We start from the raw sequence: 26,645 nt of genomic DNA on the forward strand, positions 1-26,645 counted from the left end.
GCACCGCCGTCGGCTCTACGCCTCCGAGCCGGCCGTGGCGCGGGCGGCGAGCGCCACCGCCTCCATACGCGAATGCACGCCGAGCTTGCCGAGCAGGTTCTGCATGTGCGCACCGACCGTCTTGATGCTGATCCCCATCTCGGTGGCGACCTGCTTCTGCGACATCCCCTCGGTCGTGAGCGCGAGCACCTGTCTCTCCCGCGGGGTCAGCGACGAGAGCCGGCGGAGGTCCGCGGTCGCGCCGCGCGCCGGCCGCGTGCGCTCGATGAGCCGTCTCACGCGGGCGAGGAACTCCTCGGCGTCCATGGACTCCGCCGCATAGTCGTCGGCGCCCACGAGCAGCCCGGCGACGACGTCGGCGGGCGTCGTCCGATCCGCCGAGACGAGCACCGCGGGCATCTCGGGCCCGTAACGATCTCGAAGCTCCCGCAGGAACCCGCAGCCGCCGTCCTCGACTTCGAGGATCGCCACCTCGGGCGCCACGCCGTTCAACTGCGCGGCGGCCTGTGTCGCCGTCGCGAATGCCACCGCGGACAGCCCCAGCCGGCCCAGCAGCGCTACATATTCGGTCCTGACGTGGTCACCTGCGACCACGAGTGCGAATGACTCTTCCGTGCTCACGATTCCTCCCCGAATCGCGCGCCCTCCCGCTGGGACCGATGACCTAGGGAGTTCCCCGGAATCCCCATCCGCACTTCACCCAATGGTCGCGTCCCCACGCGGTTCATAGCCTAAGCCCAGCAATGGCCTGGGGAAAGGGGAGGACCATGTCTGAGGACAAGCGGCGGCGCGCGCTCGCCGCGGGGATCACGGGCTGTTTGGTGGCAGCCTTCGTGCTGGGCGGTGCCGTCGCCGCGTCAGCTGCGGATGGACCGTACAACATCGACGGGAACGTACCGGACGCGAACACCGCCAACCTGTCCGACCTGTTCGGCAGTGTCAAGGAGCTCGGACCGGCCAACTCGAACACGACGAAGATCGGGGTCATCCACAACGACGGACTGCCGACGCTCGACACCACCAACCCGAACGCTCAGGTGGATCTGCGTCAAGCGTGGCTCGACACCGAACGCGACCCCGCCGCCCCCAACCACGACTGGCTCTACTTCGCCTGGGAGCGCGACAGCAACAGCGGCAGCGGCTTCATCGCCTACGAGTTCATGCAGGATCCGGCTCCGGCGGGCTGCGCGTATGACACCGCCACCGACGCCCAGCTCATCGCCAACTGCAACCCGTGGGCGAACCGCAGGGCCGGCGACTTCATGATCCTCTGGGACCAGCAGGGCGGCAGCAGGGATCTCTACCTGCGCACGTGGAGCGGCACGAAGCCGAACCTCACCCTGGGCGCGCCGACGTTGCTCGACGCAGCGGTCTCGCAGGCCGCGTACAGTGCGGACGGATTCCGAGGTGAAGCGGCGGTCGACTTGACGGCCACCATCTTCGGCGGCTCCACCGCCTGCAAGACCTTCGCGAACACGATCCCCAGCACGGTGACCGGCAACTCCGACACCGCCGACTACAAGGACACCATCCTCAAGAACGCTCCGCCGATCACCAACTGCACGTCGACCACGGTCACCACGCCGAAGCTCGGCGACGGCACGACCAACATCCCGGCCGGCGGTGCGTCCATCGGAACGGGCGTCCTCGCCGTCAAGGACTCGGCAGTGGTCAGCGTCATCGGCGGGACGGCCACTCCGGCCGGCTCGGTGGCGTTCTTCCTCTGCAAGGTGGACGCACCCGGTCTGTGCACGAGCCCGAACGGAACCTCGGTCGGCAGCACGAACCTGACCGGCTCCGCGTATCCGGTGACCGTCGTCTCACCGACCGCCTATGTCACTTCGGCAGGCAGATACTGCTGGCGCGCCACCTTCACCGGTGACTCCGCCAATGGCATACCGAGCTCCGGCGACTCGAGCGCGACCGAGTGCTTCACCGTGAATCCGGTGACACCGACTCTGTCCACGAGCGCAGGCGTCGACGTGCTCCTCGGCACGGCGGTCACCGACTCGGCCACGCTCGGAGGCACCGCGACGCAGCCGGCCAACCCGGTGATCAACCTCACCGGTACGGGAGGCGCTCCGGCAGGCGGCACGATCACGTTCAAGCTGTACGGCCCGAGCGCGACCGGGTGCGGCGCCCTCGCGTACACCTCGCCGACGGTGGCGGTCAGCGGGAACGGCACGTACTCCACGCCGAACCCGCAGTTCGTGCCCACCGCGCCCGGTGACTACCACTGGGTCGCGGAGTACAGCGGCAACCCGCCGAACACCAACGCGCAGACGCACAACACCGCGTGCACCGACACCGCCGAGGACGTGACGGTCACCGCCATCCAACCGACGATGACGACGGCCCAGCGCTGGACGCCGAACGACTCCGCGACGATCACGGCGTCGGCAGGCGGCAACCTGGCCGGCACGGCGTCGTTCACGCTGTACCCGACGACCAACTGCACGGGCACTCCGGTGCTCCCGACGATCAACGTCCCGGTGGCGGGCGCGTCGCCGCAGACGCCGAGCACGGCGAACACGGTGGCGGTGACGGCGGGTGGCTCCTTCTCGTGGAAGGTCAGCTACGACAGCACCAACCCGGCCCAGCTGGACATCGCCGACACCTGCAAGGAGGTGTCCACCCTCACGATCAACAACAACTTCGTGCAGCCGTAAGGCACGGGTGACGGGCTGACCGGCCCGTCGAGCACGATCACCGCGGATGGCGTCCGGATCGCAGAAGTCCGGACGCCATCCCTGTGTCTGCGCACCGGCGCAGGGTGGATCCGCCGGATGCCCTCGGCTAGAGTGTCGCGGAGTCGGTGCGAGCGTCCTGCCGCACCCGGACCGGAGGGAGGAAGAACGATGGCTGTCTCTGTCGCGCCTCGCAACCCCACCCCCTTCCGCGAGGTCGCCCGCACGCGTTGACCTGTCGGCGACCTCCTCTCCTGGAGTGTCCTACCGATGTCATTCGAACGCTTCGACGCGTCCGCATCCGTTCTCTCGCCGGATCTCGAACCCGGCCCCGATCAGCGCTGGTCCACGTGGCCGGCGTCTCCGCCGACCCAGCGCGGGCCGCTGCCGCACCCGGAATGGGTCGTCACCGCGTCCGGCGCGTTCGACACCGAGCTCGGTGTCGTGAAGACCGGCAAAGAAGCCGACGTGCACCTCATCGAGCGCGCGGTGCCCGGCACCGCCGGCGTGCTGCTGGCCGCCAAGCGCTACCGCAACTCGCATCACAGTGACTTCCACCGATCGGGAAGCTACGAGGAGGGGCGCACCATCCGCAACACCCGCGACGCCCGAGCTGTGAGTCGCAGGTCGGCGTACGGGCGCTCGGTCGCCGCCGGCCACTGGGCGGTGAGCGAGTTCGATGCGCTCTGCCGCGCCTGGCGCGCGGGGGTCCCGGTGCCGTACCCGGTGCAGGTGAGCGACACCGAAGTGCTCATGGAGTTCGTCGGCGAGGGGCGAGCGGCGGCGCCACGACTGGCGCAGAGCCGGCTGCACGGAGAGCAGCTGCGCAGTGCCTTCGACCAGGTCGTCGGCATCCTCGAGGCGTTCGCGCACGCCGGATTCGCGCACGGCGACCTCTCGCCCTATAACCTGCTCGATCACGACGGCCGTGTCGTCGTGATCGATCTCCCGCAGATCGTCGACGTCGCCGCGAATCCGCAGGGCCTCGACTTCCTCCACCGTGACGTCGTCAACGTCTCGACGTGGTTCACCCGTCGCGGGCTCGAGAACGACCCCGAGGAGGTGTTCGCCCACCTCGTCGCGATGCTCTGGTGAGCGTGCGTCAGGTGGAGTCGCGCACGTTGATCGTCGGAGTCAGCTGGACCTGCTGCGAGGGCGCGTCCTCGCGCTGCTCGAGTCTCATCAGGCACGTCTCGAGCGCACGGCGCCCGACGGCGAGCTTGGGCGGTGCGATCGCGGTGAGCGGCACGCTCGCGAACGACGCGATCTCGTCGTCATACGCGACGATCGCGAAGTCCTCCGGCACCCGCAGCCCGCGCCCCTCGGCGATGCCGAGCAGCCCGACGGCGAGATCATCGGGCAGGACGATGGCGGAACGGATGCCGGCGGCCAGGCAGTCGTCGAGGAAGGCGCGCAGCACGTCCGAGGTCGAGCCGTCTCCCCAGCGCGGTGAGGGCGCGGTGGCCACGGGTGCGTCGACCATGCCGTGGCGGCGCGTGGCGCGCGCATGACCGAGCGCGACCCACGGCGCCGTGGCCGTCTCGCGCAGCAGCAGGCCGACCCCTCGATGCCCGCGCTCGGCGAGGTGGTCGACCGCGAGCTCGGCGCCGAAGCCGTGATCCGAGCGCACCGAATCCACCCGGAGGGTCGTCGGCACGCCCTCGGGGGAGCGCTCCACCAGGACAACCGGGGTGCGGATGCCGGCGATCGTCTCCCACGTCGCGGTGTCCTCGATGCCGGGTCGGGCGGTCACGAGCATGATGGCGTCGGCGCCGGCGGCGTCGAGCCGCGCGAGCTGATGGATCTCTTCGCGGGGGTCGTAGTTGGTGGTGCCCAGAACGATCCGGATGCCCGCGCCGCGCGCCGCCTCACCCACCCCGCGGATCAGGGGAGGGAAGTAGTAGGCGGCATCCGGCACGATGAGCCCGATGGTCGCCATCGGGCGCGACGACGTGCCGATCCGACGGCTCCCGGTGGCGGGGGCGTCCGCGGTCTCGGGCAGCACAGCCCCTCCATGCACGCGGCGGATGAGTCCTCGGTCGGCGAGTACGGCGAGGTCGCGCCGGATCGTCATGCCGCTGAGACCGGACCGCCCGGCGAAGTCCGCGACCTCGATGCGCCCCCGCAGGACGATCTCGCGGAGGATCCGCTCTCGGCGCTGCTCGGCGATCATCGGCTCACCCCAAATCTCTCGATGTCCATCATGCGCGACCGGCCGGCGTGCCGCGTGGCCGCGGGGACGGTGCGCGCCCCGCCCCCGCAGCGCCGCGGATCAGCGGCAGTCGACCCCTGCGTACGGCACCGTCGTCGTGGTGCGGGCGCCGTCGCCTGTCGTCGCCACGACCCGCACCTCACCGTCGGCGAGGGAGTCGCGGATCTTGAACGACGAGCGGGTGTCCTTGCCCGGGTTGAGCTTCGCCTTCACGTCGTCTCCGAGCACGGTCTTCACCGCCACCGTGACGGGCGCGCCGTGCTCGTTCGCCACCGTGACATGCACCCAGGCGTTCGGACCGCGGCACTCGGTCGAGACCTGCACCGCGGTCGGCACGGCGCTGCCGGTGAGCTCCATCGCGAACAGGGTCAGGCCCTGGCCGGTCACCGGATTCCCTTCCGGCAGTGTGACGCTCGCAACCGGCTTGCCCGAGAGCGGGATCCGCTGGGCGAACACCGACGCGGGCGCCGCGATCGTCGAGACGGTGCCTCCGAGGTACGGCTTCGTCCGCTGGAGGTACGACGTGGCGCTCGCGAGCAGCACCGTGTCCGCAGCATCCGTCGACGCATCGCTCCAGAGCGGCAGTGCGAGCTGCACCCGCTGGGTCGTCCCGTCCGCGTAGTGGACGGTCGCGGTCCCCGACGTCGCGACACCCGCCGAGAAGCCGGCGACGATGAGCTCGTCGCCCTCGCCCTCGAGCGACACCCGCTGGCCGGCGACCTTGATCGCGTCGGGTGTGCCGACCGCGGTCGGGTGCCAGTCCAGCTCGGAGCCGAACGCCGTGGCCTTCGCGCCGACCGCGAGTCCCGCGTCGGCCAGCGCCTCGGCCGAGAACACCCGGAAGTCCGCGGTGACGGCACCGTTGCGCGCGTTCGCGGTGGAGGCGACCGCCGTCTGGTTCACGAGCGCGTCGAACGGGAGCGGTGCGACCTCGACGCCCGATCCCTGGTACGCACCGATGTTCGGCGTCGCCGGGATCGGGTTGCCGAAGAAGTCGCGGTCACCGGCGTCCGAGATCGGCACGCCCGCGCCGAGGAGCGGCGAGCCGACGGCGAGCTGGTAGCCGGGGAGCGCACGGGTCAGCTGCCCGCTGCCGGCGGCGACGAGCTGCGGGTCGCCCACGACGGCGCCCGTCTCGGTGGACACCGGCTGGATGCCGCCGAAGTACGCGTTGTTCGCGTACACCGCGTTCGCCGTCTTGAACGTGCCGCCCTGCGAGATGAAGATGTTGTTCTTCACCTGCCGCGGCGCGGTCATGTCGTCCTCGAAAGGCCGGTTCAGGCACGAGAACGTGTTGTTGTAGATCAGATGCTGACCGGGTCCGCCGCTGGCGCCGCCCAGGCGGCAGTCGTCCTGCGACACGTTGTACCGAAGGATGGCGTTCGCGGTCGTCGATGCCGTGCCGCAGCCGGAGATGCAGTCCAGGTAGAACCCGCCGGCGTTGCCGTACGAGTAGTTGTACTGGAACGTGCAGGTGCCCTTGATCTTCATGTCGCAGTCCCACGCGGTCGAATCGTAGGTGGACGCGACGCTGTTGCCCACCACGTTGTACTGGAACAGCGGGTCGACGGAGTTGTAGGGCCACATGCCGGCGAAGTTGCCCTTGAGGAAGGGGTACTCGCCGTGTCCGAGGTCGATCGCCGAGTTGTACTCGATGACCGGCTTGTCGGAGTTGTGGATCACGATGCCGTCGCCGCCGACGGCGCGGATGTCGTTGCGCGCGACGTAGACGTCGGTGTTGTAGTGCTTGGTCGTGTCGGGCGCCGAGAGCTTGATGCCGCCGGCGGCGGTGTCGTTCACGACGTTGTCGGTGACGGTGATGCCGTCGAACCAGCCGATGCCGTCGCCGAGCACCGAGATGCCGGCCGAGCGCGAGAAGGCGTTGCCGAGGCTCGTCTTGTCGGACCAGCCGGCGACCTTCTCGACGTGGTTGTGCGTGAGCACCACGCCGCTGCGCTTCGAGCCGTCGTTGATCTCGAAGAGGATGCCGACGCGTCGCTGGTCGGGAGTGCCCGGGTTGATCACACGCATGCCGTCGACGGTCCAGTTGCTGACATTGAGGAGGTGGATGCCGGCGAGCCGGCCGTCGCCGTTGATCGTGGCGGGTGCGTCGCCGTCGCCGTAGGGGGAGACGGTGATCGGCGCGGTGCCGAGACCGGAGCCGGTCGGGGCGAAGGTGCCCACGCACTCGGAGCCGCGCTTGAAGCGCACGGACTCACCGGGCTGGAACGGCTGCACCGCCGCGAGCTGGTCGAGCGCGGTGAACGGTGCGGCTTCGGTGCCGGCGCCGGCGCCGGTTGCCGAGCAGTCGACGAAGTAGACCGTGTCGGAGACGGCGACGACGTGTGCCGCGAGCTCTCCCTGCGCGATCGCGCCGAACAGCGACTCGGCGCGCGCCGTGATCGCGTACTCGCCCGCGGTGGTGCCGGCGGGCACGACGAAGGACGCGGTGGCGCGGCCGGCGTCGTCGGAGTTCACCACGACCTCGGTGCCCGCGAAGCCGACGGTCACCGGTACGCGCGCTCCCGCGCCGTCGACGGTGACCGCGACGGGAACGCCCGGAGCGAGCAGCGAGAGGTCGACGTCGTTCGGGGTGATGGTCAGCGGCTGTGCGAGGTAGCCGTCCGTGCAGTTGATGCGGAGGTCGGCCCAGTCGGCGTGGTCGTTGCCGTTGCCCTCGGCGCCCGGCTCGGCGATGAGCTCGACGGTGCTCGCCCCACGGAGGTCGAGATTGAGCCGGCCCGCGGGGTCGGTGCCCTTGCGATCCATCCGGAACTTCTCGGCACCGTCGACCTTCACCACGAAGTCCACGCGTCCCTTGCCGGACTGGCTGTCGTCGATGCCGACGTAACCCAGCAGCTGTGTGCACTGCTGCGTGAGGTCGTACACGATGCGCGCGGGCGCGTGCGTGCCCAGTCCCTTCGGGAACTTCGTCCCGCGGATGGACTGGATCGCCCGGTCCGCATCGGGCACAGCACGGGCGCCGTTGTTGTAGTCGCGCTCCACCGGACCCCAGCCGTTGTCGGCCGAGACCCAGTCCAGATCGCTGGCGTAGTGCACCGCGCCGCCCAGACCGTCTGCCGCCATTGCCGCGGGGGCCTGAAGACCCCCGAGACAGAACGCGCCGACGGTCGCTGCGACGAGCAGCTTCATCCGCTTGGTGGGCAAGATTCCTCCTCGAATCACACGGCCCGCCGCCGGAGTGACGGGGGACCGCGAGCCATCGTTCCAGCGGGTGTTCGAATTGGCGATCGAAATGAACACACCTGAACATCGAGGGCGCGTTCGGAGGCGCGACGGACCGGAGAACGACAGAGACCCCGGCGCGCGTGCGCCGGGGTCTCTGGACTGGTGGACTAGCGGACGCCCTTGGCCGGTGTGGCCTCGAACGCCTTCTCGATCTCCTGCGTGAAGGTGTTGCCCGCGGCGTCCTTCGCCGTGACACGGAGGTCGACCCAGCCGCCCTTGTCGGACACCGGGATCTCGGCCGAGTAGCCGCTGACCCATGCGCGCGACACCGCGAAGATGTCGCCGTCACCCTCCACCGCGCCGGTGGGGGCATCCGTCTTCGCGCTCTTCAGCGCGACCTTCACCCACTCGCCGCCCGCGGTGCGGGCCTCGAGCGTCGCGTCGGTGATCGCACCGGCCGGTGCGGTGCCGGCGACGTGGCCGAGCTCGAGGCCGAGCGGGATCGCTGAGCCCTTGCGGCGGCCTTCGCCGACGCGGTTCTCGTCGTTCACGTCGACGTCGTAATACGCCTGGATCAGGGGGAGCAGCCGGTAGTCCCAATCGCCGAGTTTGCCCGACGCGCGGAAGCTCCAGTCGCTGACCGTCTTCGTCGACCCGGCGAGGTGCGAGCCGTCGTGCGTCGCGGTGCTGACCACGCGCCAATCGTGCTCGCCGTCGGGCAGGTCGAACACGTTCGCGCCCTGGTGCTCCTTCTGGGCGAAGAGCTCCCCGTCGAGGTAGATGTCGGTCAGCTGCTGCACCGTGGACGGCTCCGTCCACGTGTCGAAGGTGCCGGTGTGCTCGCCGTCACCGCCGTCCGCCCAGCTCGGGATATTGATCTGGGCGTAGTCCGACACGAGGTACGGCATCCAGAATCCCGTGCCGACGTAGGGCCGCACGACGCCGCCGTAGTAGTCGGCCTGGGTGCGCTCGCCGCGGTCGTAGGTGCGCTTGATGTCGCGCATCTCCCAGCCGACCGAGGTGATGAACGCCCCCTGGTACCAGCGCAGGCCGTCGGTGTTCACCCATTCCTCACGCTCGGTGCCGCGCTGCGTGCGCAGGGGGAACCCGCTGCCGTACTTCGCACCGGGCACGAAGTCGTACCGGAATTCGCCGATCTCCTCCGCCTGCCCGATGTACCGGGTGTCGATGCGGGCGAGATCCTTAGCGCTGTGGCGGTAGGCCATGTCGGCCGGGATCTCACCGTCGCCGAAGTGGGCGATGTCATAGGTCACCTCGGAGGTCGGCTCGCCGACGGCCGAGAGTGTGACCTTCTTGTGGCCGCTGAGCTGCTTGAGCAGCTGGCGCCCCTCGACACCGCTGATCGCGGCGACCGGGATCCCGACGTTCGTCGTGAAGTCCTCCGAGCCGACCCATTCGCTGAGCTCTCCGTCGCCGTCGTTGACGACGATCAGCAGCTTGGCGCCCGCGGCGACCGCGTTCGCGGCGCGAGCGGATGCTGAGACCTCCGCCGACCGGGTGACCACCGCGATCTTGTCCTTGACTCCCGCTGCCGCGAACTCCTCGACGCTGCCCTTGCCGGCATCCACGGCTGCCGCCTTGAACGAGCCGTCGAGGAACGACGAGCCGATCTGCACGATGAGGTCGAGCGGGGTCTTCCCGGACGCGACCGTCAGCATCGGCGTCTGCAGACGCCAACGCGTCGCCCACGAGAAGTCGGCGTCGTCGACCTTCATGGGCTGCGCCCACATCTCGTCGGTCCACACCGGCATCATCGCGCTCGCCGCGAAGTCGTCGACGGTCACGTCCATGCGCCGGAACACCTGGTCGAGACCCTTCTGGCCGACGTCGACCGTGACCTGCTTCGCCGTGCGCGCGTCGAGCGCGACCGTGCGGTTCTGGTCGAGCTCGAGCGTCGGCTCGCCGACGAGGACGCTCGCGATCGTGTCGGGCGTGCGGTTCAGCTCCATGAACGACATGACCGTGTAGTCGCCCTTCATGAGGCGCAGCGTCGTCTCGCCTTCGACGAGCACCGGCTCCGCCCACTGGGTCGCGGGATCCCACAGCATCGCGTAGGTCGTCGTCGGGTTGCCGTCGAAGTCCGTCGCGGTGAGCGTGAGGTCGTACCGCTCGGCCTCGGCGATCGTGCCGAGGGCGGTGCGGGTGACCGGGTCACCGTCGACGGACGCCACGAGCATGCCCGACAGCTGCGTGCCGGCGGGGACCTTCGCGGGATCCACCGTCAGCGTGACCGCGCGGCTCTCGCCCGCGGGGATCGTCAGAGTGTCGACGTCCATGGTGAGCGCATCGAACGCGATGCCCGCCGACAGCGGGCCCGGCTCGCCACCGCCGGCTCCGGGCGTGGTGTCGCCGAGGTTCGCGGCGAGGGTGACGGTGGTCTCGGCATCCGTGCGGTTCGTGTACTGGACCGTGCGCTCGACCGGCGTCGGCGTCTCGCCCCACATCAGCATGCCGAAGTCGCCCGATCCGGCGGCGATGATCGGCGCCTCGAGTGCGGCCGCGACGTTCACGACACCCGTGCCACCCTGGTACGCGGAGTACCCGACATCGGTCGTGGTGCTCGCGATCGCGGCCTTGAGCTGGTCCCTCGTGTACTCCGGGTTCGCGCTCAGCAGGATCGCGGCCTCGCCCGCGACGTGGGGCGTCGCCATCGACGTGCCGCTCATCGAGATGTAGGCGCCGTCGCCACCGCTGTCAGCCGATCGTGCGGCGGTCACGTCGTTGCCCGGTCCGGTGACATCGGGCTTGAGCGCGCCCGAGCGGGCGAGCGGGCCCTGGCTCGTGAACCACGACAGGGCGCCCGACGGATCGTCGACCGAGCCGACGGTGAGCGCCTGCTCAGCCGAGCCGGGTGCGCCGATCGTCTCGGGTGCGCCGGCGTTGCCCGCCGCGACCACGAACAGCGCCCCGGTCTCCTGGGAGATCTGGTTGAGCGACTCGGCCATGAGGTCCTTGCCGTCGGAGGCCTGCGTCGAGCCGAGGCTCATCGAGACGATCGGGGCGTTCTGGCCCGCCCACTCCATCGCGTCGATGATCCACGAGTCCTGGCCGTAGCCGTCGGCGCCGAGCACCTTGCCCACGAGCAGCTCCGCGCCGTCGGCCACGCCGCGGTGCGTGCCGCCGCTGGCGGCGCCCGTGCCCGCGATCGTCGAGGCGACGTGCGTGCCGTGGCCGTTCGGGTCGCTGTCGACCTCTTCGCCGGGCACGAAGCTCTTCGAGTCGGCGCTCACGTGACCCTGCAGGTCGGGGTGGGTGTCGTCGTAGCCGGTGTCGAGCACGGCGACGGTGACGCCCTCGCCGGTGTAGCCCTCGGCCCACGCCTCCGGGGCGTGGATGTACGGCACGCTCGAGTCGAGCGTCGCGCGCACCTTGCCGTCGAGGTGGATAGCCTCGATGCCTCCGCCCAGCGCCGGCGACGCCGAGAAGCTGCGGGCGGTCGGGGCGGTGAGCGCCTGCCACGCGGATGCCGCATCGCCGTGTCCCAGCGTGGCGGCGGCGCCGCCGATGCTCTCGAGCGGCGTCGTCACCTCGAGACCGGGGACCGGCGCCGAGAAGGACCGCGCCGCCCCTGCCTGCTCGACGATGATCGGCGTCGCGTCGACGGACGCGTCGTCGTAGCCGTAGTCGATGAGCAGCGAGACGTTGAACAGGTCGGCGTCGAGCGCCCCCGATGCGAGGTACGGCAGCGCGGCGTCGGGCACCACGTGCAGGTCGCCCGCCGCCTCATAGGTGCGGGCGCCGGCGCCGTCGACAGCGGTGTCGATCGAGACGGCGTGGGTGCCGTCGCTCAAGTCGGTGACGGTGACGCGGTCACCCGTGATGAGGGTGACGGAGTGGGAACTGCCGGCGACCGCCCGTGTGGTGGGGGAGTCGTCTGGGGCGGAGGTGGCGGCCGCCGGCAGGGTGGTGAGGCCGATGCCTGCGATTCCGATCGCCAGGCCGCTTGTGGCGGCGACGATCGGACGGAGGCGAGGGCCGAAGGGCTGGGGTCGTGACATGCGCGAGCCTCTCGGTGTGTGGGGATCCGTGTAACCCCCACCTTCCTGCGCTGAGTGCATAAAGTGGATGGCGGAGAAATGCCATGGCCTGCATCCGCCAATGTCGGTGGGTGACGATGAACACGTGGAGAAGGTCGCCGTGCTCGATGCGCTCGGTCTCGACGAGGCCCACACTGCGGTCTACCGGTTCGTGCTGCAGCAGTCGTCGGCGTCGACCGCGGAGATCGCATCTGGCCTGAGCATGTCGCTGCCGCGCACCAGGCCGATCGTCGCCGAGCTCGAACGCCTCGGCCTGCTCGCCCGCCAGGCCGCGCGCAGCGACCGGTTCGTGGCGTCGCCGCCGTCGATCTCGCTCCGCCCCCTGCTGCTCGAGCGCGAGCGCGGGCTCACGCGCGCCCACGAGGCGCTCGTCGAACTCAGCGACATGTACCGGCGTTCGGCCGAGCAGCGCAGCGTCGCCGATGTCGTCGACGTCGTGATCGGCGATGACGCGGTGCGCCAGCGCGTCGCGCAGCTTCAGGCTGCCTCCGTCGAGCAGGTGCGCGTGCTCGTGCTGCACGAGGTCGCGCTGGTGAGCGGCGAGGAGAACATCGAGGAGGACCGCGCGCTCGCGCGTGGCGTGCGGTATCGCGTGATCGTCGAGAACGCGGTCCTCGAACGCCCGGGCTTCCTCGACGCAGCCCGCGAGATGGCCCAGATCGGCGAGGAGATCCGGGTGCTGCCCACGCTGCCCACGCGGATGTTCATCGCGGACGACCAGATGGCGCTCGTGCCCATGCACTCGCAGGCCGAGGATCAAGGATTCGGGGCGCTGCTCATCCACCCCAGCGGTCTGCTCGACCTCGTGACGTCGATCTTCGAGGAGTACTGGCGGGCCGCCACCGAGTTCCTGCCGGTCGCCGCCGTTCCCACCGCCGACGCCGTCGACACCGACCTCCTGCGCCTGCTCCTTCTGGGGGTGACGGATGCTGCCGCCGCCGCGCAGCTCGGGATCTCACTGCGCACCGTCCAGCGCCGGGTGTCCGAGCTGATGGAGACGGCAGGGGTCACCACGAGGATGCAGCTGGGGGCGGAAGCCGTGCGCCGGAACTGGGTGTGACGCGTCTGCTACCAGCCGTGGGCGTTGAACCACTCGCCGCGACGCCGGGCTTCGGCATCCGTCTCGCCCTCGTCCGCGGTGTCGTGTCCGATCAGGCGACCGGCGTCGTCGAGCGGGATGAACCGCAGGCACACCGGGCACAGCGCGCGCCCGTCGGGGAAGCCGTCGGCGAGGGGTGCGGCGGGTTCGCCCGGTTCGCCGGAGCCGGAGCAGTGCGCGGGATCCGCCCCGGCATCCGACCACATGATCGTGCGGTGGCGGTGCAGTCCCGCGTGCCCGAGGGGGCGCGTGCAGCGCCGCCCGTCGTTGCGGCTGCGGCAGAAGCTCACGACCTCGCTCACGCGCGGGCCCGCGGTACGTGGCGCGGCACCCACCGCACGAAGGCGAGCGCGCCGACGAGACCGATCGCGCCCATGATCCCGGTCGCGACGGAAAGGGACGCGACGGCGGCGATGCCCGATACGAGCAGCGGTGCGACCGCGCCCCCCGCGTCGGTGAGGGTTCGCCACGAGCCGAGGAAGGGCGCCGGGTCCGCCTTGGGTGCGACGTCGGCGCCGAGGGTCAGCAGGATGCCGCTCGACAGGCCGTTGCCCACGCCCAGCACCGCCGCGAACATCGCGAACCACATCGCGGCCTGGGGGAGGTCGTGCGTGAACGCGAGGGCGACGAAGCCCGCACCCATCAGGATCATGGCCGGCAGGGCGGCCCACAGTCGACCGAAACGGTCCATGACCTGGCCGCTCGCGTAGAACAGGGCGAAGTCGATCGCACCCGAGATGCCGACCACGAGGGCGATCGTCTGCGCGTCGAGGCCGATCGACACACCCCACAGCGGCAGTACGACCTGGCGCGCCGAGCGGACGGCGGACAGGGATGCCGCGGCCAGGCCGAGCGTCGACAGCACACGGCGGTGGCGCCACATGGTGCGGATCACGCCGGTCCCGGGACCGGTGCCGGAGGCCTCCCTCCGCGGAAGGCGGATCGAACCGGTGACAGGTTCACCCGTGTCTTCCGTGTCGACGGAAGCGTCACGCGCCGCCTGCTCCTGCGGCATGAGGAACTGCTTCTCGGGGTCGGGGCCGAGGAGCACGAGGAGCACCGTGGCCACGAGGCATCCGCCGAAGAACCAGATCGTGGCGTGCTCGTCGCCGAACAGGGCGAGAAGGCCCGCCGCGACGAACGGCCCGACGAACATGCCGAGGCGGAACGTGCCGCCCAGCAGCGACAGTGCGCGAGCGCGGAACGACAGGGGGACGCGGGTCGTCATGAACGAATGGCGGGCCAGGCCGAAGGCCGCGGCGCAGAATCCGATGAGGAAGACCGCGAGGGCGAAGATGCCGAGCGACGGCGCCAGCGCCATGCCCACCACCCCGCCGAGGGAGATGACTCCGGCGATCGCCATGGTCAGCCGCTCGCCGACGCGGGCGACCGCCCAGCCGGCGGGGATGTTGCCGCAGAGCTGCCCCACGACCAGCGCGGAGGCGACGAGGGCGGCGGTCGCGACATCCGCTCCGAGCTGTGCGGCGATGACGGGGATCAGCGGGATGACGGCGCCCTCGCCGAGCGCGAACAGTACGGTGGGGCCGTAGACCATCGGCCCGAACCGCCACAGCACGTCACGAGCGGTGGGGGAGCCTGCGTGATCGGTCATCGCTTCCACGTTAGTCTGGAGTGTCATGCTCGACTTCGATCCCTCCGCCGACATCCAGGCCCTGCGTTCCACGTTCGCCGACATCAAGGCCGTGGTCGACGTCGAGGCACTCAACGCCGACATCGCCCGACTCAGCGAGGAGGCCGGCGCCCCCAATCTGTGGGATGACGTCGAGAAGGCGCAGAAGGTCACCAGCGCCCTCAGCCACCGCCAGGCCGAGCTCAAGCGCGTCACGGACGTCGAGCAGCGCCTCGACGATCTCGATGTGCTCGTCGAGCTCGCCAACGAGATGGACGACGAGGACTCCGCCGAAGAAGCGCGCCACGAGATCGCCGAACTGGAGGACATCGTCAGCCAGCTCGAGGTGCAGACGCTCCTCGACGGCGAGTACGACGAGCGCTCCGCGGTGGTGACGATCCGCTCGGGCGCGGGCGGCGACGACGCCACCGACTTCGCGGAAATGCTCCTGCGCATGTACCTGCGCTGGGCGGAGCGTCACAAGTACTCGGTGAAGGTCATGGACACCTCCTACGCCGAGGGAGCCGGCATCAAGTCGGCGACGTTCGAGATCGACGCCCCCTACGCCTACGGCACGCTGTCGGTGGAGGCCGGAACGCACCGCCTCGCGCGCATCAGCCCGTTCGGCTCGGCCGACAAGCGCCAGACGTCCTTCGCGGCGGTCGAGGTCATCCCGGTGATGGAGGAGGCCGTCGAGGTCGACATCCCCGAGAACGACCTCCGCGTCGACGTCTTCCGCTCCTCGGGCCCCGGCGGCCAGTCCGTCAACACGACGGACTCGGCGGTGCGCCTCACGCACATCCCGACCGGCATCGTCGTGTCGATGCAGAACGAGAAGTCGCAGATCCAGAACCGCGCTGCCGCGATGCGCGTGCTCCAGACCCGCCTGCTCCTGCTCAAGCGCGAGGAAGAGGCGGCGAAGAAGAAGGAGCTCGCGGGCACGATCACGGCGAGCTGGGGCGACCAGATGCGCTCGTACTTCCTGTACGGGCAGCAGCTCGTCAAGGATCTCCGCACCGGCCACGAGGTGGGCAACCCGGCCATCGTCTTCGACGGCGACCTGGACGGCTTCATCTCCGCCGGCATCCGCTGGCGCAAGCGCAAGGACGACGACGACTGATCCAGCCCGCACTCGGCGAACCGATGCGCAAACGATGAGTGTCGCTGGACCGGGGCCGGTGGCGTCCGCATAGGCTCGTTAGGCCATGATCCGGTTCGAAAACGTCACGAAGCGCTTTCGCGGCACTTCCAAACCCGCCCTGAGCGATGTCGACTTCGAGGTGCTGCGCGGGGAGTTCGTCTTCCTCGTCGGTGCGTCGGGCTCCGGCAAGTCGTCCTGCCTCCGTCTGATCCTCCGCGAGGAGACGCCGTCCGAAGGGCGTGTGGTCGTTCTCGGTCGTGACCTGCGCACGCTGTCGAACCGCAAGGTTCCGTACTTCCGGCGCCATGTGGGGGCGGTCTTCCAGGACTTCCGGCTGCTGCCGACCAAGACCGTGTTCCAGAACGTCGCGTTCACGCTGCAGGTCATCGGATCGTCGAGAGGCTTCATCCAGCAGGCGGTCCCCGAGGTGCTCGCGCTCGTCGGCCTCGCCGGCAAGGAGAAGAGGTTCCCGCACGAGCTGTCGGGCGGTGAGCAGCAGCGCGTCGCGATCGCACGCGCGCTGGTGAATCGGCCCCAGATCCTCCTCGCGGACGAGCCGACGGGAAACCTCGACCCCGCGACATCCATCGACATCATGCAGCTGCTTGCGCGCATCAACGCGGGAGGCACCACTGTCGTGATGGCCACCCACGAGGCGGGCTTCGTCGACCAGATGCAGCGCCGCGTCATCGAGCTGCGCCACGGCGAGATCATCCGCGACGAGCGCCACGGCGGGTACGGCGACCGGTCGAGCCTGCCGAGCCTCGCTCCCGAGCCGGAGCGCGGCGCCGCCGCGGTCGCCGCCCTCACCGCCGTGCTCGAGGTGCAGCGCGAGGCCGCGATCGCTGCCGCCGCGGGCCTCGATCCGACGGCCGTGCAGGATGACGAGGAGCTCGTCGGCGTGGAACCGGATGCGGCGTCGCCGGCCGCCGGTGTCGCGGCGGGGGCGGCCGCCGCAGCAGCCGCTGTCGCCGTCACGGCCGCAGAGGCGCAGCAGGCGGAGGGCCTTGCGCAGGCCCTCGAGGAGCCGGTCGTCGAACCCGCGCCCGCGCCCGCGTCCGCGCCCTCAGCCGAGGCATCCGCTCCCGCGAAGCCCACTCACACCCAGCCGATCCCGCTCGTCGACGCCGTCGAGCTGCAGGTCGAGGAGCTCGGTCTCGCCGATCGGCTCGGTCTCGGCGCCACCGATCCTGACGACGAAGTGGGGCCCACCTCATGAGGTTCGGACTCATCATGTCGGAGGCTTTCACGGGCCTCCGGCGCAACGTCTCGATGGTCGTCTCGGTGGTGCTGGTCACCTTCGTGTCGCTCACGTTCGTCGGTGCGGCGATCCTCATGCAGATGCAGATCGGCACGATGCGCGACTTCTGGGTCGAGCGCGCGCAGGTCGCGGTCTACATGTGCACCAGCATCTCGACGCCCGCGACGTGCTCGAACGGCGAGGCGTCGCCGGAGCAGGTCGAAGAGGTGCGCGCGAAGCTCAAGGGCAGCGCGCTGGCGCCTCTCATTCGCGACCTGACGTTCCTCGACCACCAGCAGGCGTACGACGAGCTGCTGCAGATCGCCGGCGAAGAGAACGCGAGCGTGATCACGCCCGATCAGGTCAACGAGACGTTCCGCATCACGCTGGTCGACCCCGAGCAGTCGGACGTCATCATCGAGGCCTTCAGCGGCATGCAGGGGGTCGAGCTGGTGAAGGACCAGATGCAGTACCTCGATCCGTTGTTCTCGGCCCTGACGATCGCGACCTACATCGCGGTCGGCATCGCCGTGCTCATGCTGATCGCCGCGGTGCTGCTGATCGCGACCACCATCCGGCTCTCCGCGTTCGCACGAAGACGGGAGCTCGGGATCATGCGCCTGGTCGGGGCATCCAACCGCTTCATCCAGACTCCGTTCATCCTCGAGGGTGTCTTCGCGGCGCTGCTCGGATCCATCCTCGCCAGCGCCGCCGTGATCGCCGGTGTGCACTTCGGCGTGAACAACTACCTGCGCAACCGCGTCGATTTCGTCACGACGTGGGTCGGCATGGCGGACGCGTGGCTCGTGGTGCCTGTCCTGATCCTGGTCGGTGTGGTGCTCGCGGCGCTGTCGGCGAGCTTCGCGATCCGCAGGTGGCTGCGCGCGTGATCGTCGGCCCCTCCGCAGGGGTAGACTGACAGGCTGCCGTCCGCCCTTCGACAGGCTCAGGGGCCAGCAGGCCGGCATCAGCGAGGAGACATCATGCCCAGGGAACGCGGGGAGAAGGTCGTGGCGACCAATCGTCGCGCGCGCCACGAGTACGCGATCGAGAAGACCTACGAGGCGGGCCTTGTGCTGACCGGCACCGAGGTGAAGTCGCTGCGCGAAGGTCGCGCGAACCTCTCGGACGGCTATGCGTACATCGACAACGGCGAGGCGTACCTGGACGCGGTGCACATCCCCGAGTACTCGCAGGGCCACTGGACGAACCACTCGTCGAAGCGCACGCGCAAGCTGCTCCTGCACAAGGAGGAGATCGTCAAGCTCTCGCACGCCATCTCGGCGGGCGGCTACACGCTCATCCCTTTGAAGCTCTACTTCTCGGACGGCCGCGCCAAGGTCGAGATCGCTGTCGCCAAGGGCAAGCGCGAGTTCGAGAAGCGCCAGACGATCCGCGAGCGCGAAGACAAGCGCGAGGCGGAACGCGCGATGCGTTCGCGCAACCGCCTCGGCGAGTAGAGCGTCAGCTCACTGCTTCCGCCGCGTCCGCGCCGTGCGCGGCACTGTCGCTGAACGCCGTCTTCGGGACGAAGCACAGCAGCACCGCGGCGGCCAGCGCCGTCACGCCGCACACCACCCACACCGTGACGTAGCCCGAGAACGATCCCGCGGTGCCCTCGGTCGCCGCGCCGGTCGCGCCGTGCAGCAGCGCGATGCCGAACACGCACGACGCGATCGCACCGCCGACGGTCTTGACCGAGTTCGTGAGACCGGTCGCGACCCCCGTCTGAGTGGGAGGGGCGGCGGATGCTGCGGCCGCGGGCAGCGCCGCGACCAGCGCTCCCGACCCGAGGCCGACGACCACCATGTTCACGATGACCTGGGTGTAGGTGGCGTGGAAGGGCAGGAACATGAGGAACCCGAGGCCGACCAGCGTCGCCGCACCGATCAGGGTCAGGCGGGGCGCGGTGAGCCGGGCGATGAGCGGGAACAGCAGTGCGCCCGTGATCATCGCGATGAGGTAGACGCCGATGATGAGCGAGGTCTGGAAGCCGGTCGTGCCCAGGCCGTATCCGTACACCGACGGGTCGGTGCGGGCGAAGGTCGACAGCGGGGCCTGCGCGCCGAGCACGCTCACACCGAACAGGCCGGCAGTGAGGAAGACGGGCCCGAGGGCAGGGGAGCGGAACATCCGCACATCGATGAGCGGATCGTCGTGCCGGAGCTCCCACAGCGCGAAGGGCACCACGAGCAGCACTCCGAGAGCCGTGACGAGCCAGGCGATCGGATCAGCCGGGCCGTTGAGGCGCAGCAGGCTGAGGCCGCCGGTGAAGGCGACGAGCGCGAGCGAGATGAGCACCAGGCCGACGTTGTCGAGGCGGCCGCCGGTCGGTTCGGGCGATTCCTTGACTCCGAACAGGATCACGAAGAAGCACGCGACGACGAGCAGGGCGGGCACGAGCAGCACGATCCACAGCGGCAGGCTGTCGATGAGCATGCCGCCCACGAGGGCACCCGTGATGGCGCCCATCTCGAGCGCCGCCACGAGGAATCCGGCGGCTCGGGCCGTGATGGTCGCCCGGCCTTCCATGCGCCGTGAGCGCGACCAGATCAGGGCGATCTCCAGGGGCAGCCACACGACGTAGAACCCCTGGATGGCCCACGCCGCGAGGAAGACGCCGAACGAGTCGGTGAACGGCAGGACGAGGGATGCCGCCGCCGTGATCGCCGTCGAGATCACCAGCATCCGTTTGTGCCCGACCATGTCGCCGAGCTTCGCGAACGCGGGGACGACGAGCGCCGAGAGCATGAGCTGCGTGCCCTCGAGCCAATTGACGTCGGCGTCGTGCACTCCGAGATGACGGGCGATGTCGGTGAGCATGGGCGTGTAGAAGCCCTGGATCACACCGCTCGTGAACTCGACGAACGCGAGGAAGCCGACGACTCCCGCGAGCGCGCCGATGGTGACGCGTGAGGACACGGCGCTGCGCGTCATCGGTGCTCCTTCGCTCGGGCCCCAGACCCGGTCACTGCTGCGCTCCGCCCCAGGCATGCCGAAGGGCGGGTGCGAATCACTCTAAGCGCTGGAGGAGGGTGCGGTGGAACAGCTCACCCCGCTCGAGCGCGGCGATCTCGACCCGCTCGTCGACGCCGTGGATCGAGGCGCGCTGCGCCTTGCTCATCTCGAGCGGTGCGAAACGGTAGACCGCCGGCGAGAAGCGGTGGAAATGCCGCGAGTCGGTGGCCGCCATCATCACGTACGGAACCGTCGCGGCGTCCGGGTGCGACACCTTCACCGCATCTGTGATCAGCGCGAACTGCGCGTTCTCCGTCGACGACTCCGGCGACGGTCCGTCGCCCTCGAGCACCTCGACCTTCACGTGCCGGTCCGCGACCCGCTTGCGGACCCGCCTCACGGTGCTCTCGACGGACTCGCCGAGCGCGATGCGCAGGTTGAGCGTCGCCGATGCCTGGGACGGCAGGACGTTCGCGGCCGTGCCGCCGGACTGCATCGTGGCGGCGACCGTCGTGCGCACCAGCGCCGCGGGCTCGCCGCCCATCGCGGTGAAGGCGCGCGCGGTGAGCCACGGTGCCCTCGACAGCAGTCGGTACAGCGCGCGAGGGATGCCGCCCGTCCGGGTGGCGAAGAGCTCGAGCATGCGCGTCACCGCCGCCGGCGTGCGCGCGGGGAACGTCTCGGGCGACAGTCGATCGACCGCGCGCGCGATGCGCCGGACGGCGGTGCGGGCCGGGGGAGCGGACGCGTGCCCGCCCTCGCCGCGGGCGCTCAGACGGAGCGTCAGCACGCCCTTCTCGCCCACGCCCACCATGGCCGCGGTTCCGCGGACGAAGGGAAGCGGCGCGTCCACGACCGCGCCTCCTTCGTCGAGCACGAGCCACGGCTCGACGCCGCGATCCCTGAGCGTCTCGGCGATGATGCGGGCGGCGCCACCGAACGTCTCCTCGTCGCCCCCGAACGACAGGTACACGTCGCGCACCGGAGTGAACCCCGAAGCCAGCAGGTTCTCGACGGCATCCATCACGACGACGAGCGGTCCCTTGTCGTCGAGGGCGCCGCGGCCGTACACCCAGCCACGATCGATGCGCCCCTCGAACGGCGGGTGGGTCCAGGCGTCGCCCTCGTCGACCGGGACGACGTCGAAGTGCGCCATCAACACGGTGGGCTGCTGCGCGACGCGCCCGCGCCACCGGTAGAGGATCCCCAGTTCGCCGATGCGCTCGCGCTCGAGGTGGGCGTGGACGAGCGGGTAGAGCTCGACGAGCAGGTCGGCGAACGCATCGAACGGTCCCTGCCCGCGTTCGGCGCGCTCTGCCGACACGGTGGGCAGCTGGATCATGCGCGACAGTCGTTCGGCGATGCCCGCGCGGGGCACGACGTGGGCAGCGCTCATCGGGCGGCGAACCGGGCCTCGACGGCCGCCGAGATCACGATGTCCTCGGGCTGGAGCTGCACAGCGGGCCCCCCGCCCGCGGCGTCCGAGGCGAACGACGCCTTCGCCATGAGCATGCGGGGCGCTGGTGCCGCCTCGGGGCCGCTCTGCTGAGTCAGCAGTCCCACGTCGGCGAGTTCGACGGCGGTGACATCGGCGAGTCCGAGCGCCCCGGCGTACGCGCTCGCTCGTGCAACCGCCACTCCCACGGCCTGCGTGGCGACTTCCCGTTCGACGGATGCCTTCGTCTCGGGGGTGAGCTTCCACTCGATCCAGCCGAGCTGCACACCCTCGCGCTCGGCGACCTCGCCGGCCCACCACGACAGCACCGCGAAGTCGGTGAACGTGACGGAGAACTCCACCGTCGCGTAGTGCACGGGGGCCAGGCGCTTGCCCTCGTTGTTCCAGGGGCGCTCCGACCACACCGACACGCGCTGGCTCGTCCACTCGGTGACGGTGCCCGCGGACTTGCGCGAGGCGAGGTCGTCGCGCACCGGCTCGGTGAGCGCGGCCATGCGCTCGACGACGGCGCCGCGCTCGGGACCTTCGGCGCGGATGGTCAGGTGCGCGATCGCGCGCTCGGGGGCGATGCGGGTCTCGTGCTCCCCGCGGACCGTGATGACGACGTCGCTCATGCTCAGACCCTAACCCGTGACCGGTGCGTCAATCGGGGAAGATCTGCCCGACCGGGAGGCGCTTCTCGGCCTGGAACGCGTCCTCGGTGCGTCCGTACGCCCAGTACGCCGACAGCGACAGGTCGGCGCGCGCGACGCCGCGCTCGAGCAGGAGCGGCCGCAGCGACTTCATCGCACCGCGCTCACCATGTGCGAAGACCTGCACGCGGCCGGCCGGCCAGGCCGCAGCACCCACCGCCGAGACGAGCCGGGCGCCGGGAGCGTCGTGGTCCTCGTCGACCCACTGGACGACCACGCCCGACGGCACCTCGATCCGGTGCGCCGGCGAACGGGTCTCGATGATGGTGGTCACCGCCGCGTCGGCGGGCAGCGCCTCGAGCGCAGACCAGATCGCCGGGATCGCCGACTCGTCGCCGATCAGCACGTGGTGATCCGCGGTGAGGTCGGGCGAGTACCCCGCTCCGGGGGACGACATCGTCAGCCGGTCGCCGGGCTTCGCGTTCGCGGCCCACGGCCCCGCGATGCCGGTGTCACCGTGCACGACGAAGTCGATCTCGATGGTGCCGGCGGCGGCATCCACTCGCCGGATCGTGTAGGTGCGGATCGTCGGCAGCTCGTCGAACGCCACCGTCTCGCGCAGCGTGGCGAGGTCGTACGGCGGCTCGAGCGCGCTGCCCGCCGGCGGGAAGTACAGCTTCGCGTACTTGTCGGTCTCGGGCCGGTCGGCGAAGTCGGCGAACTCGTCGCCCGCCAGCGTCACCCGCACGAGGTCGGGTGAGAGCCAGACGCTCCCGGTCACGAAGAGGGTGGTCTGCGGGCGCGCGGCACGAGGTGAGGTCACCCTTACATGCTAGGCAACGGATGCTGCATGCCGGCCGGAGCCGGCCAGGAATGGCGGGGAGGGCGCATCCGTTGTATTCTGATGTGCTCGGATGCTTCGGCGCCCGAGTCTTGGCAACTCCACAGTGTGACAGCGGCCCTTCGCGAGAAGGACACCTCGAAAGAGGCAACGGGGATGATCGGTTTCGACATCGCCTGTGAATCTGCGTGAAGCGGGCCGAGGATGCAGGGTTATCTCGTAAACGCTCCTTGCAAACCAATAACTGCCGAAAAGAAGCAGTCCGCGTTCGCCCTCGCTGCCTGAGCAGCGAGCCCGACGCCGTCAATCCGTGACTGATCCCGTCACGGGTATTGGCGTCATCTAGGGATCTTGCTGCGTGACGTCGCCTGAGCGTCACGCGGGACTCTTTTCAGGATGGGCTTGTCGACTTAGGTGTCTGTGACAAAGGTCGGAGCCGAGTAGAACGATTTCACAGACTGCGCCCGGAGAAACCGCAGTTACCCAGCGATGGACGGGGGTTCGATTCCCCCCATCTCCACGAACCGCTGTCACAGAAGAGGGCCCGAGAGCCGCGGAATCACGTGGATCTCGGGCCTTTTTCGATGGGTTCGGGTGCGGGTCACGAAGGTGTTTGCCCACAATTTGCCCACACTTGAGGAGGAACGCGGCACGGCTAGACCGACCACAGCCGAGTCACATCGGCGTCAAGTCCACCTTGGTTCATCCGGGCCGCGACGTCGGCCAGGTCGTCCTCGAACAGGTCGGCGTACGTGTCGAGAGTCATCGCCGCGGACTTGTGGCCGAGCATCCTCTGTACGGCCTTGACGTTCGCGCCCGACGAGATCGCGAGGCTTGCGGCGGTGTGCCGCAGGTCGTGCGGCGTGAGTCGTTCGACCCCCGAGCGCTCGAGGGCAGCCGCGAACCACGAGGTCGTGCCGACGCTGGTCTTCGCACGCCGAAGGTGATTGCCGTCGGCGTCCGTGAACACCAGGTCGTCCGGACCCTTGCCTGCACACATCTCGCGGAGCGGCCCCTCGAGGAAGGCGGGGAAGGGTACAATTCGTCGCTCCCAGTTCTTCGGCGCGCCGACCACGATACGTCCCTCGACCTCGACGGCGGCCCGATTGACCTGGATGCGCTGGCGCTCGAAGTTGATATCGCGCACGTGCATTCCGATCGCCTCGCTCCACCGCAGCCCGCAGTAGGCGAGGACCAGGATGAGCGTGCGATACGTCGAGGTGCTCGCACCTTCAGCGAGGCGAACAACCTCGGCGTGCGTCAGATATCGCCGGGGCTTCTCGGAGCGCTTGGTCGGAAGATTCTGCGCGCCCCGGGCGACGTTCCGGGGGATGCGTCCGTCACGGACCGCGGTGTCGAGGATGCCGGCGAGCACGCCGAGCGCGCGGTAGACAACAGTCGCGGAGCGCGGCTTGCCCGCGACGCCGCTGCTTTTCGTGCGGGCGGTCGGGGCGGTCCCTTCGGAGAGCTCGCGAATCCACTGTTCGACCTGTGACGCACGGATGTCACCGATGCGGGTGTCTTCCCACCGCGGGCGGACGTAGACGCGCCACGAGGTCTCGAGCGAGCTGTAGGAAGAGGCCTTGAGCGAATGGCGCTTGTTGCGCATCCACTCGGCGCCGAGATCGCCGACCGTGGCTCGCGCCGCGGCGGGGTCGGTGTAGGAGCCGTCGGTGCGGGCGACTTCGGTGCGGGCGAGGAAGATCTCGGCTTCGCGCTTGGTTCGGAACCCGCGCTTCTCGACCTGCCGATGGGTGCTGTCGTCGCGCCAGCGAACGCGGTAGCGGCGGCCGGCCGCCGCCTGGTAGCTCGCGATGCTTCCCATAAGTGCCTCGGCGGTCAGGTTAGCCCAGGCGGGGGACACGGCGCTGAGCGGCGGTCCAGGGCGCCAGGTACTGCCAGTGCCTGGCGAAGCACCGCTCGCTCACTGTCCGCTTTCGTGCGGATGGTCGTCCGATCGCGGGTGGCCGTCACCGGGATCACGTTGCGATAGGGTGCTGGGGCCGTGAGACTGGTGGGTCAGTTCGGTCACGGAGCGTCCGCAAGGAGGTGGTACGTGGGAGGCGAGGCGTTAGAGGTGCCCGCCGTTGACGATCTCATCAGCCTGGGTTTGCTGGTCGAGCGGTCTGAAGACGCGTGGGTCGTCAGCGCGACGGCTTGGGCTTCGGACGGGAGCTGGGTCGTCGTCACTTGGGATGAGGTTGCGCGGTCCGTGGCAGTGAGGTGGCTCGACGATATTGGCGAGCGCGCAGTGTTCGAGCGCGAATCAGCGACTCGAGTTTCTGTGCAGAGCCAGCATGGCGCGACCGAGATTCGAGTATGGACGCGATCTGAGGGCATCGGTGGGGCTCTGCATGTTTGGGTGGGCGACCGAGTAACGCTGTCTGACGCCGTGCTCCGAGACTGAATCACTCGGCCCGGACGACAGCCGGTCGCTCAGCGCACAGATGCCACTCGCGCGCCGTGTCGGTGGTCTCGCGAATGCTGGATCCGTGACGATCGACTGGAACAGGCTGCGGTAGAAGCCTCCACCCGTGTGGCCCTCGCCCGCGCTGGCATCCACGAGGAGGAAGCGTTCCAGGCCCCCGCAGAAGCACGGGCGACAGGTCCGGCGGCACAGCAAAACCCGGGTGAGCCTCAGTACTGGGCCCCTCGCGCGAAGGTCCACGCAACACGGCGCCAGCGATTGGGCGATGAAGCCATCGCCGAGGAAGCAGTCGAAGCGTTCGCACGTGGCCAGATGGGTTCGTAGAGCAGTCGCCAAAACGCGCGAAGAACCTACTACCTGTCTGCAGCTTCGTCGATGGTCACGGAATCGACCTGCGCGCCGGCCGGCATGCGGAGGGTGCTCAGCCGCAGCTGCCCGAACAAGCCCCAGTAGACCGCGGTGTCGGTCAGCTCCAAATTGGAGATCTCGTCGACACCGCCAAGGTAGAGCGGCGTGCGATATCCGACGCTTTCGGTGAAGCTCGGGGTGCCGCCGCCGGCGCTTCGCCAAGCGCTGAAGAATCCCTCAGCGAGGGCGGCATCGGAGTACTCGACGATCTCCTCACTGAAGAACCCGCCGAGGTCGACCGGAATCTGCAGAGCGTCACCAGTGCCGGGCTCGAACATCAGGACGCCGGTGGATCCTGGGGCATCACCTGGCCCGGGGTCGACCGAGAACTGCCGACCGGCCCAGTCGAATGCAAAGCACCTGACTCGGTTGCCGAAGTCGGGGAACGCGTCGCGTACGAACGCGTCTGCCTCTCGCGCGGAGTCCCGAGTGTGGATGCGCAACAGTCCTTGCCCGATGACGGTCCCACCGGCTGTGCGAAGCAGCGCGTCGACATCGACAAACGCGATATCGCCGATCGGGCGATCCGCCCCAACGCGCTCGACCAATTCACTCAGCACGTTCAGCCGACTTTTCGCAAGCCACTCATGAAGTGGAAGATACCGGACGGCTCAGGGCCGCCGCGCACCAGATGAGGGGCCCTGAGCGCAGAGCCCCGAGCCGCGA

Annotated in this window: 19 protein-coding genes and 1 other RNA gene; 8 read left to right on the forward strand and 12 right to left on the reverse strand. The window is 69.5% G+C overall.

The window, feature by feature from the left end; all coding sequences use genetic code 11:
• Window positions 1-15: 15 nt before the first annotated feature.
• Window positions 16-621 (reverse strand): LuxR C-terminal-related transcriptional regulator, encoded by a 606-nt coding sequence (locus tag ACLBXX_RS07590; RefSeq protein WP_387136629.1) that lies wholly within the window; start codon window positions 619-621, stop codon window positions 16-18.
• Between the two features lie 146 nt (window positions 622-767).
• Between ACLBXX_RS07590 and ACLBXX_RS07595 the strand changes: the two genes are divergently transcribed.
• Complete coding sequence (locus ACLBXX_RS07595; RefSeq protein ID WP_447657535.1) at window positions 768-2,669, forward strand: hemagglutinin; 1,902 nt, start codon at window positions 768-770, stop codon at window positions 2,667-2,669.
• A gap of 288 nt (window positions 2,670-2,957) precedes the next feature.
• The gene (locus ACLBXX_RS07600) at window positions 2,958-3,782 is read left to right on the forward strand and encodes a serine protein kinase RIO (protein WP_387136633.1); all 825 of its coding nucleotides are present in this window, start codon (window positions 2,958-2,960) and stop codon (window positions 3,780-3,782) included.
• 7 nt (window positions 3,783-3,789) lie between these two features.
• Here ACLBXX_RS07600 and ACLBXX_RS07605 read toward each other — a convergent pair whose 3' ends face one another.
• The 3 genes from ACLBXX_RS07605 to ACLBXX_RS07615 all read right to left on the reverse strand — a co-directional run bounded on the left by ACLBXX_RS07605 (window position 3,790) and on the right by ACLBXX_RS07615 (window position 12,107).
• Window positions 3,790-4,860 (reverse strand): substrate-binding domain-containing protein, encoded by a 1,071-nt coding sequence (locus ACLBXX_RS07605; RefSeq protein ID WP_447657536.1) that lies wholly within the window; start codon window positions 4,858-4,860, stop codon window positions 3,790-3,792.
• Window positions 4,861-4,959: 99 nt separating this feature from the next.
• The gene (locus ACLBXX_RS07610) at window positions 4,960-8,067 is read right to left on the reverse strand and encodes an NPCBM/NEW2 domain-containing protein (RefSeq protein WP_447657537.1); all 3,108 of its coding nucleotides are present in this window, start codon (window positions 8,065-8,067) and stop codon (window positions 4,960-4,962) included.
• A gap of 188 nt (window positions 8,068-8,255) precedes the next feature.
• Window positions 8,256-12,107 carry a S8 family serine peptidase gene (locus ACLBXX_RS07615; protein WP_447657538.1) on the reverse strand — a complete coding sequence of 1,284 codons (3,852 nt, stop codon included), beginning with the start codon at window positions 12,105-12,107 and terminating at the stop codon, window positions 8,256-8,258.
• Between the two features lie 124 nt (window positions 12,108-12,231).
• Here ACLBXX_RS07615 and ACLBXX_RS07620 point away from each other — a divergent pair, with 124 nt between their 5' ends.
• Window positions 12,232-13,206, forward strand: coding sequence for a transcriptional regulator TrmB (locus ACLBXX_RS07620; RefSeq protein ID WP_387136641.1), 975 nt, complete (start codon window positions 12,232-12,234; stop codon window positions 13,204-13,206).
• Window positions 13,207-13,214: 8 nt separating this feature from the next.
• Here the strand turns inward: ACLBXX_RS07620 and ACLBXX_RS07625 are convergent, their stop codons facing one another.
• Together ACLBXX_RS07625 and ACLBXX_RS07630 are read right to left on the reverse strand one after the other, a co-directional pair.
• Window positions 13,215-13,547 carry a hypothetical protein gene (locus ACLBXX_RS07625; protein ID WP_447657539.1) on the reverse strand — a complete coding sequence of 111 codons (333 nt, stop codon included), beginning with the start codon at window positions 13,545-13,547 and terminating at the stop codon, window positions 13,215-13,217.
• Complete coding sequence (locus ACLBXX_RS07630; protein ID WP_447657540.1) at window positions 13,544-14,857, reverse strand: MFS transporter; 1,314 nt, start codon at window positions 14,855-14,857, stop codon at window positions 13,544-13,546. The genes ACLBXX_RS07625 and ACLBXX_RS07630 overlap by 4 nt, the downstream gene beginning before the upstream one ends.
• 25 nt (window positions 14,858-14,882) lie before the next feature.
• Here ACLBXX_RS07630 and prfB point away from each other — a divergent pair, with 25 nt between their 5' ends.
• The 4 genes from prfB (at window position 14,883) to smpB (ending at window position 18,716) form a co-directional block, all read left to right on the forward strand.
• Complete coding sequence (gene prfB / locus ACLBXX_RS07635; protein ID WP_387136647.1) at window positions 14,883-15,995, forward strand: peptide chain release factor 2; 1,113 nt, start codon at window positions 14,883-14,885, stop codon at window positions 15,993-15,995.
• A gap of 85 nt (window positions 15,996-16,080) precedes the next feature.
• Complete coding sequence (ftsE, locus tag ACLBXX_RS07640; protein ID WP_447657541.1) at window positions 16,081-17,235, forward strand: cell division ATP-binding protein FtsE; 1,155 nt, start codon at window positions 16,081-16,083, stop codon at window positions 17,233-17,235.
• Window positions 17,232-18,146, forward strand: coding sequence for a permease-like cell division protein FtsX (gene ftsX / locus ACLBXX_RS07645; RefSeq protein WP_447657542.1), 915 nt, complete (start codon window positions 17,232-17,234; stop codon window positions 18,144-18,146). The genes ftsE and ftsX overlap by 4 nt, the downstream gene beginning before the upstream one ends.
• 93 nt (window positions 18,147-18,239) lie before the next feature.
• Complete coding sequence (gene smpB / locus ACLBXX_RS07650) at window positions 18,240-18,716, forward strand: SsrA-binding protein SmpB (RefSeq protein WP_045296901.1); 477 nt, start codon at window positions 18,240-18,242, stop codon at window positions 18,714-18,716.
• Window positions 18,717-18,720: 4 nt separating this feature from the next.
• Here smpB and ACLBXX_RS07655 read toward each other — a convergent pair whose 3' ends face one another.
• The 4 genes from ACLBXX_RS07655 to ACLBXX_RS07670 form a co-directional block, all read right to left on the reverse strand.
• Window positions 18,721-20,193 (reverse strand): MFS transporter, encoded by a 1,473-nt coding sequence (locus ACLBXX_RS07655; protein ID WP_447657543.1) that lies wholly within the window; start codon window positions 20,191-20,193, stop codon window positions 18,721-18,723.
• A gap of 76 nt (window positions 20,194-20,269) precedes the next feature.
• On the reverse strand, window positions 20,270-21,610 hold the full coding sequence (locus tag ACLBXX_RS07660; RefSeq protein ID WP_447657544.1) for a M20/M25/M40 family metallo-hydrolase: 1,341 nt from the start codon (window positions 21,608-21,610) through the stop codon (window positions 20,270-20,272).
• Window positions 21,607-22,284 (reverse strand): SIMPL domain-containing protein, encoded by a 678-nt coding sequence (locus ACLBXX_RS07665; protein WP_447657545.1) that lies wholly within the window; start codon window positions 22,282-22,284, stop codon window positions 21,607-21,609. Before ACLBXX_RS07665 ends, ACLBXX_RS07660 begins: the two co-directional genes overlap by 4 nt.
• A 28-nt stretch (window positions 22,285-22,312) precedes the next feature.
• Window positions 22,313-23,125, reverse strand: a complete 813-nt coding sequence (locus tag ACLBXX_RS07670) for a siderophore-interacting protein (protein ID WP_447657546.1) — start codon at window positions 23,123-23,125, stop codon at window positions 22,313-22,315.
• A 170-nt stretch (window positions 23,126-23,295) separates the two neighbouring features.
• Between ACLBXX_RS07670 and ssrA the strand changes: the two genes are divergently transcribed.
• Window positions 23,296-23,666: a transfer-messenger RNA gene (gene ssrA, locus ACLBXX_RS07675) on the forward strand.
• 132 nt (window positions 23,667-23,798) lie between these two features.
• Here ssrA and ACLBXX_RS07680 read toward each other — a convergent pair.
• Together ACLBXX_RS07680 and ACLBXX_RS07685 are read right to left on the reverse strand one after the other, a co-directional pair.
• Window positions 23,799-24,968, reverse strand: coding sequence for a tyrosine-type recombinase/integrase (locus ACLBXX_RS07680; RefSeq protein WP_447657547.1), 1,170 nt, complete (start codon window positions 24,966-24,968; stop codon window positions 23,799-23,801).
• 956 nt (window positions 24,969-25,924) lie between these two features.
• Entirely contained in the window at window positions 25,925-26,539 is a 615-nt protein-coding gene (locus ACLBXX_RS07685) for a hypothetical protein (protein WP_447657548.1), read from the reverse strand.
• Window positions 26,540-26,645 lie beyond the last annotated feature (106 nt).

The organism is Microbacterium sp. C23T (assembly GCF_053345975.1).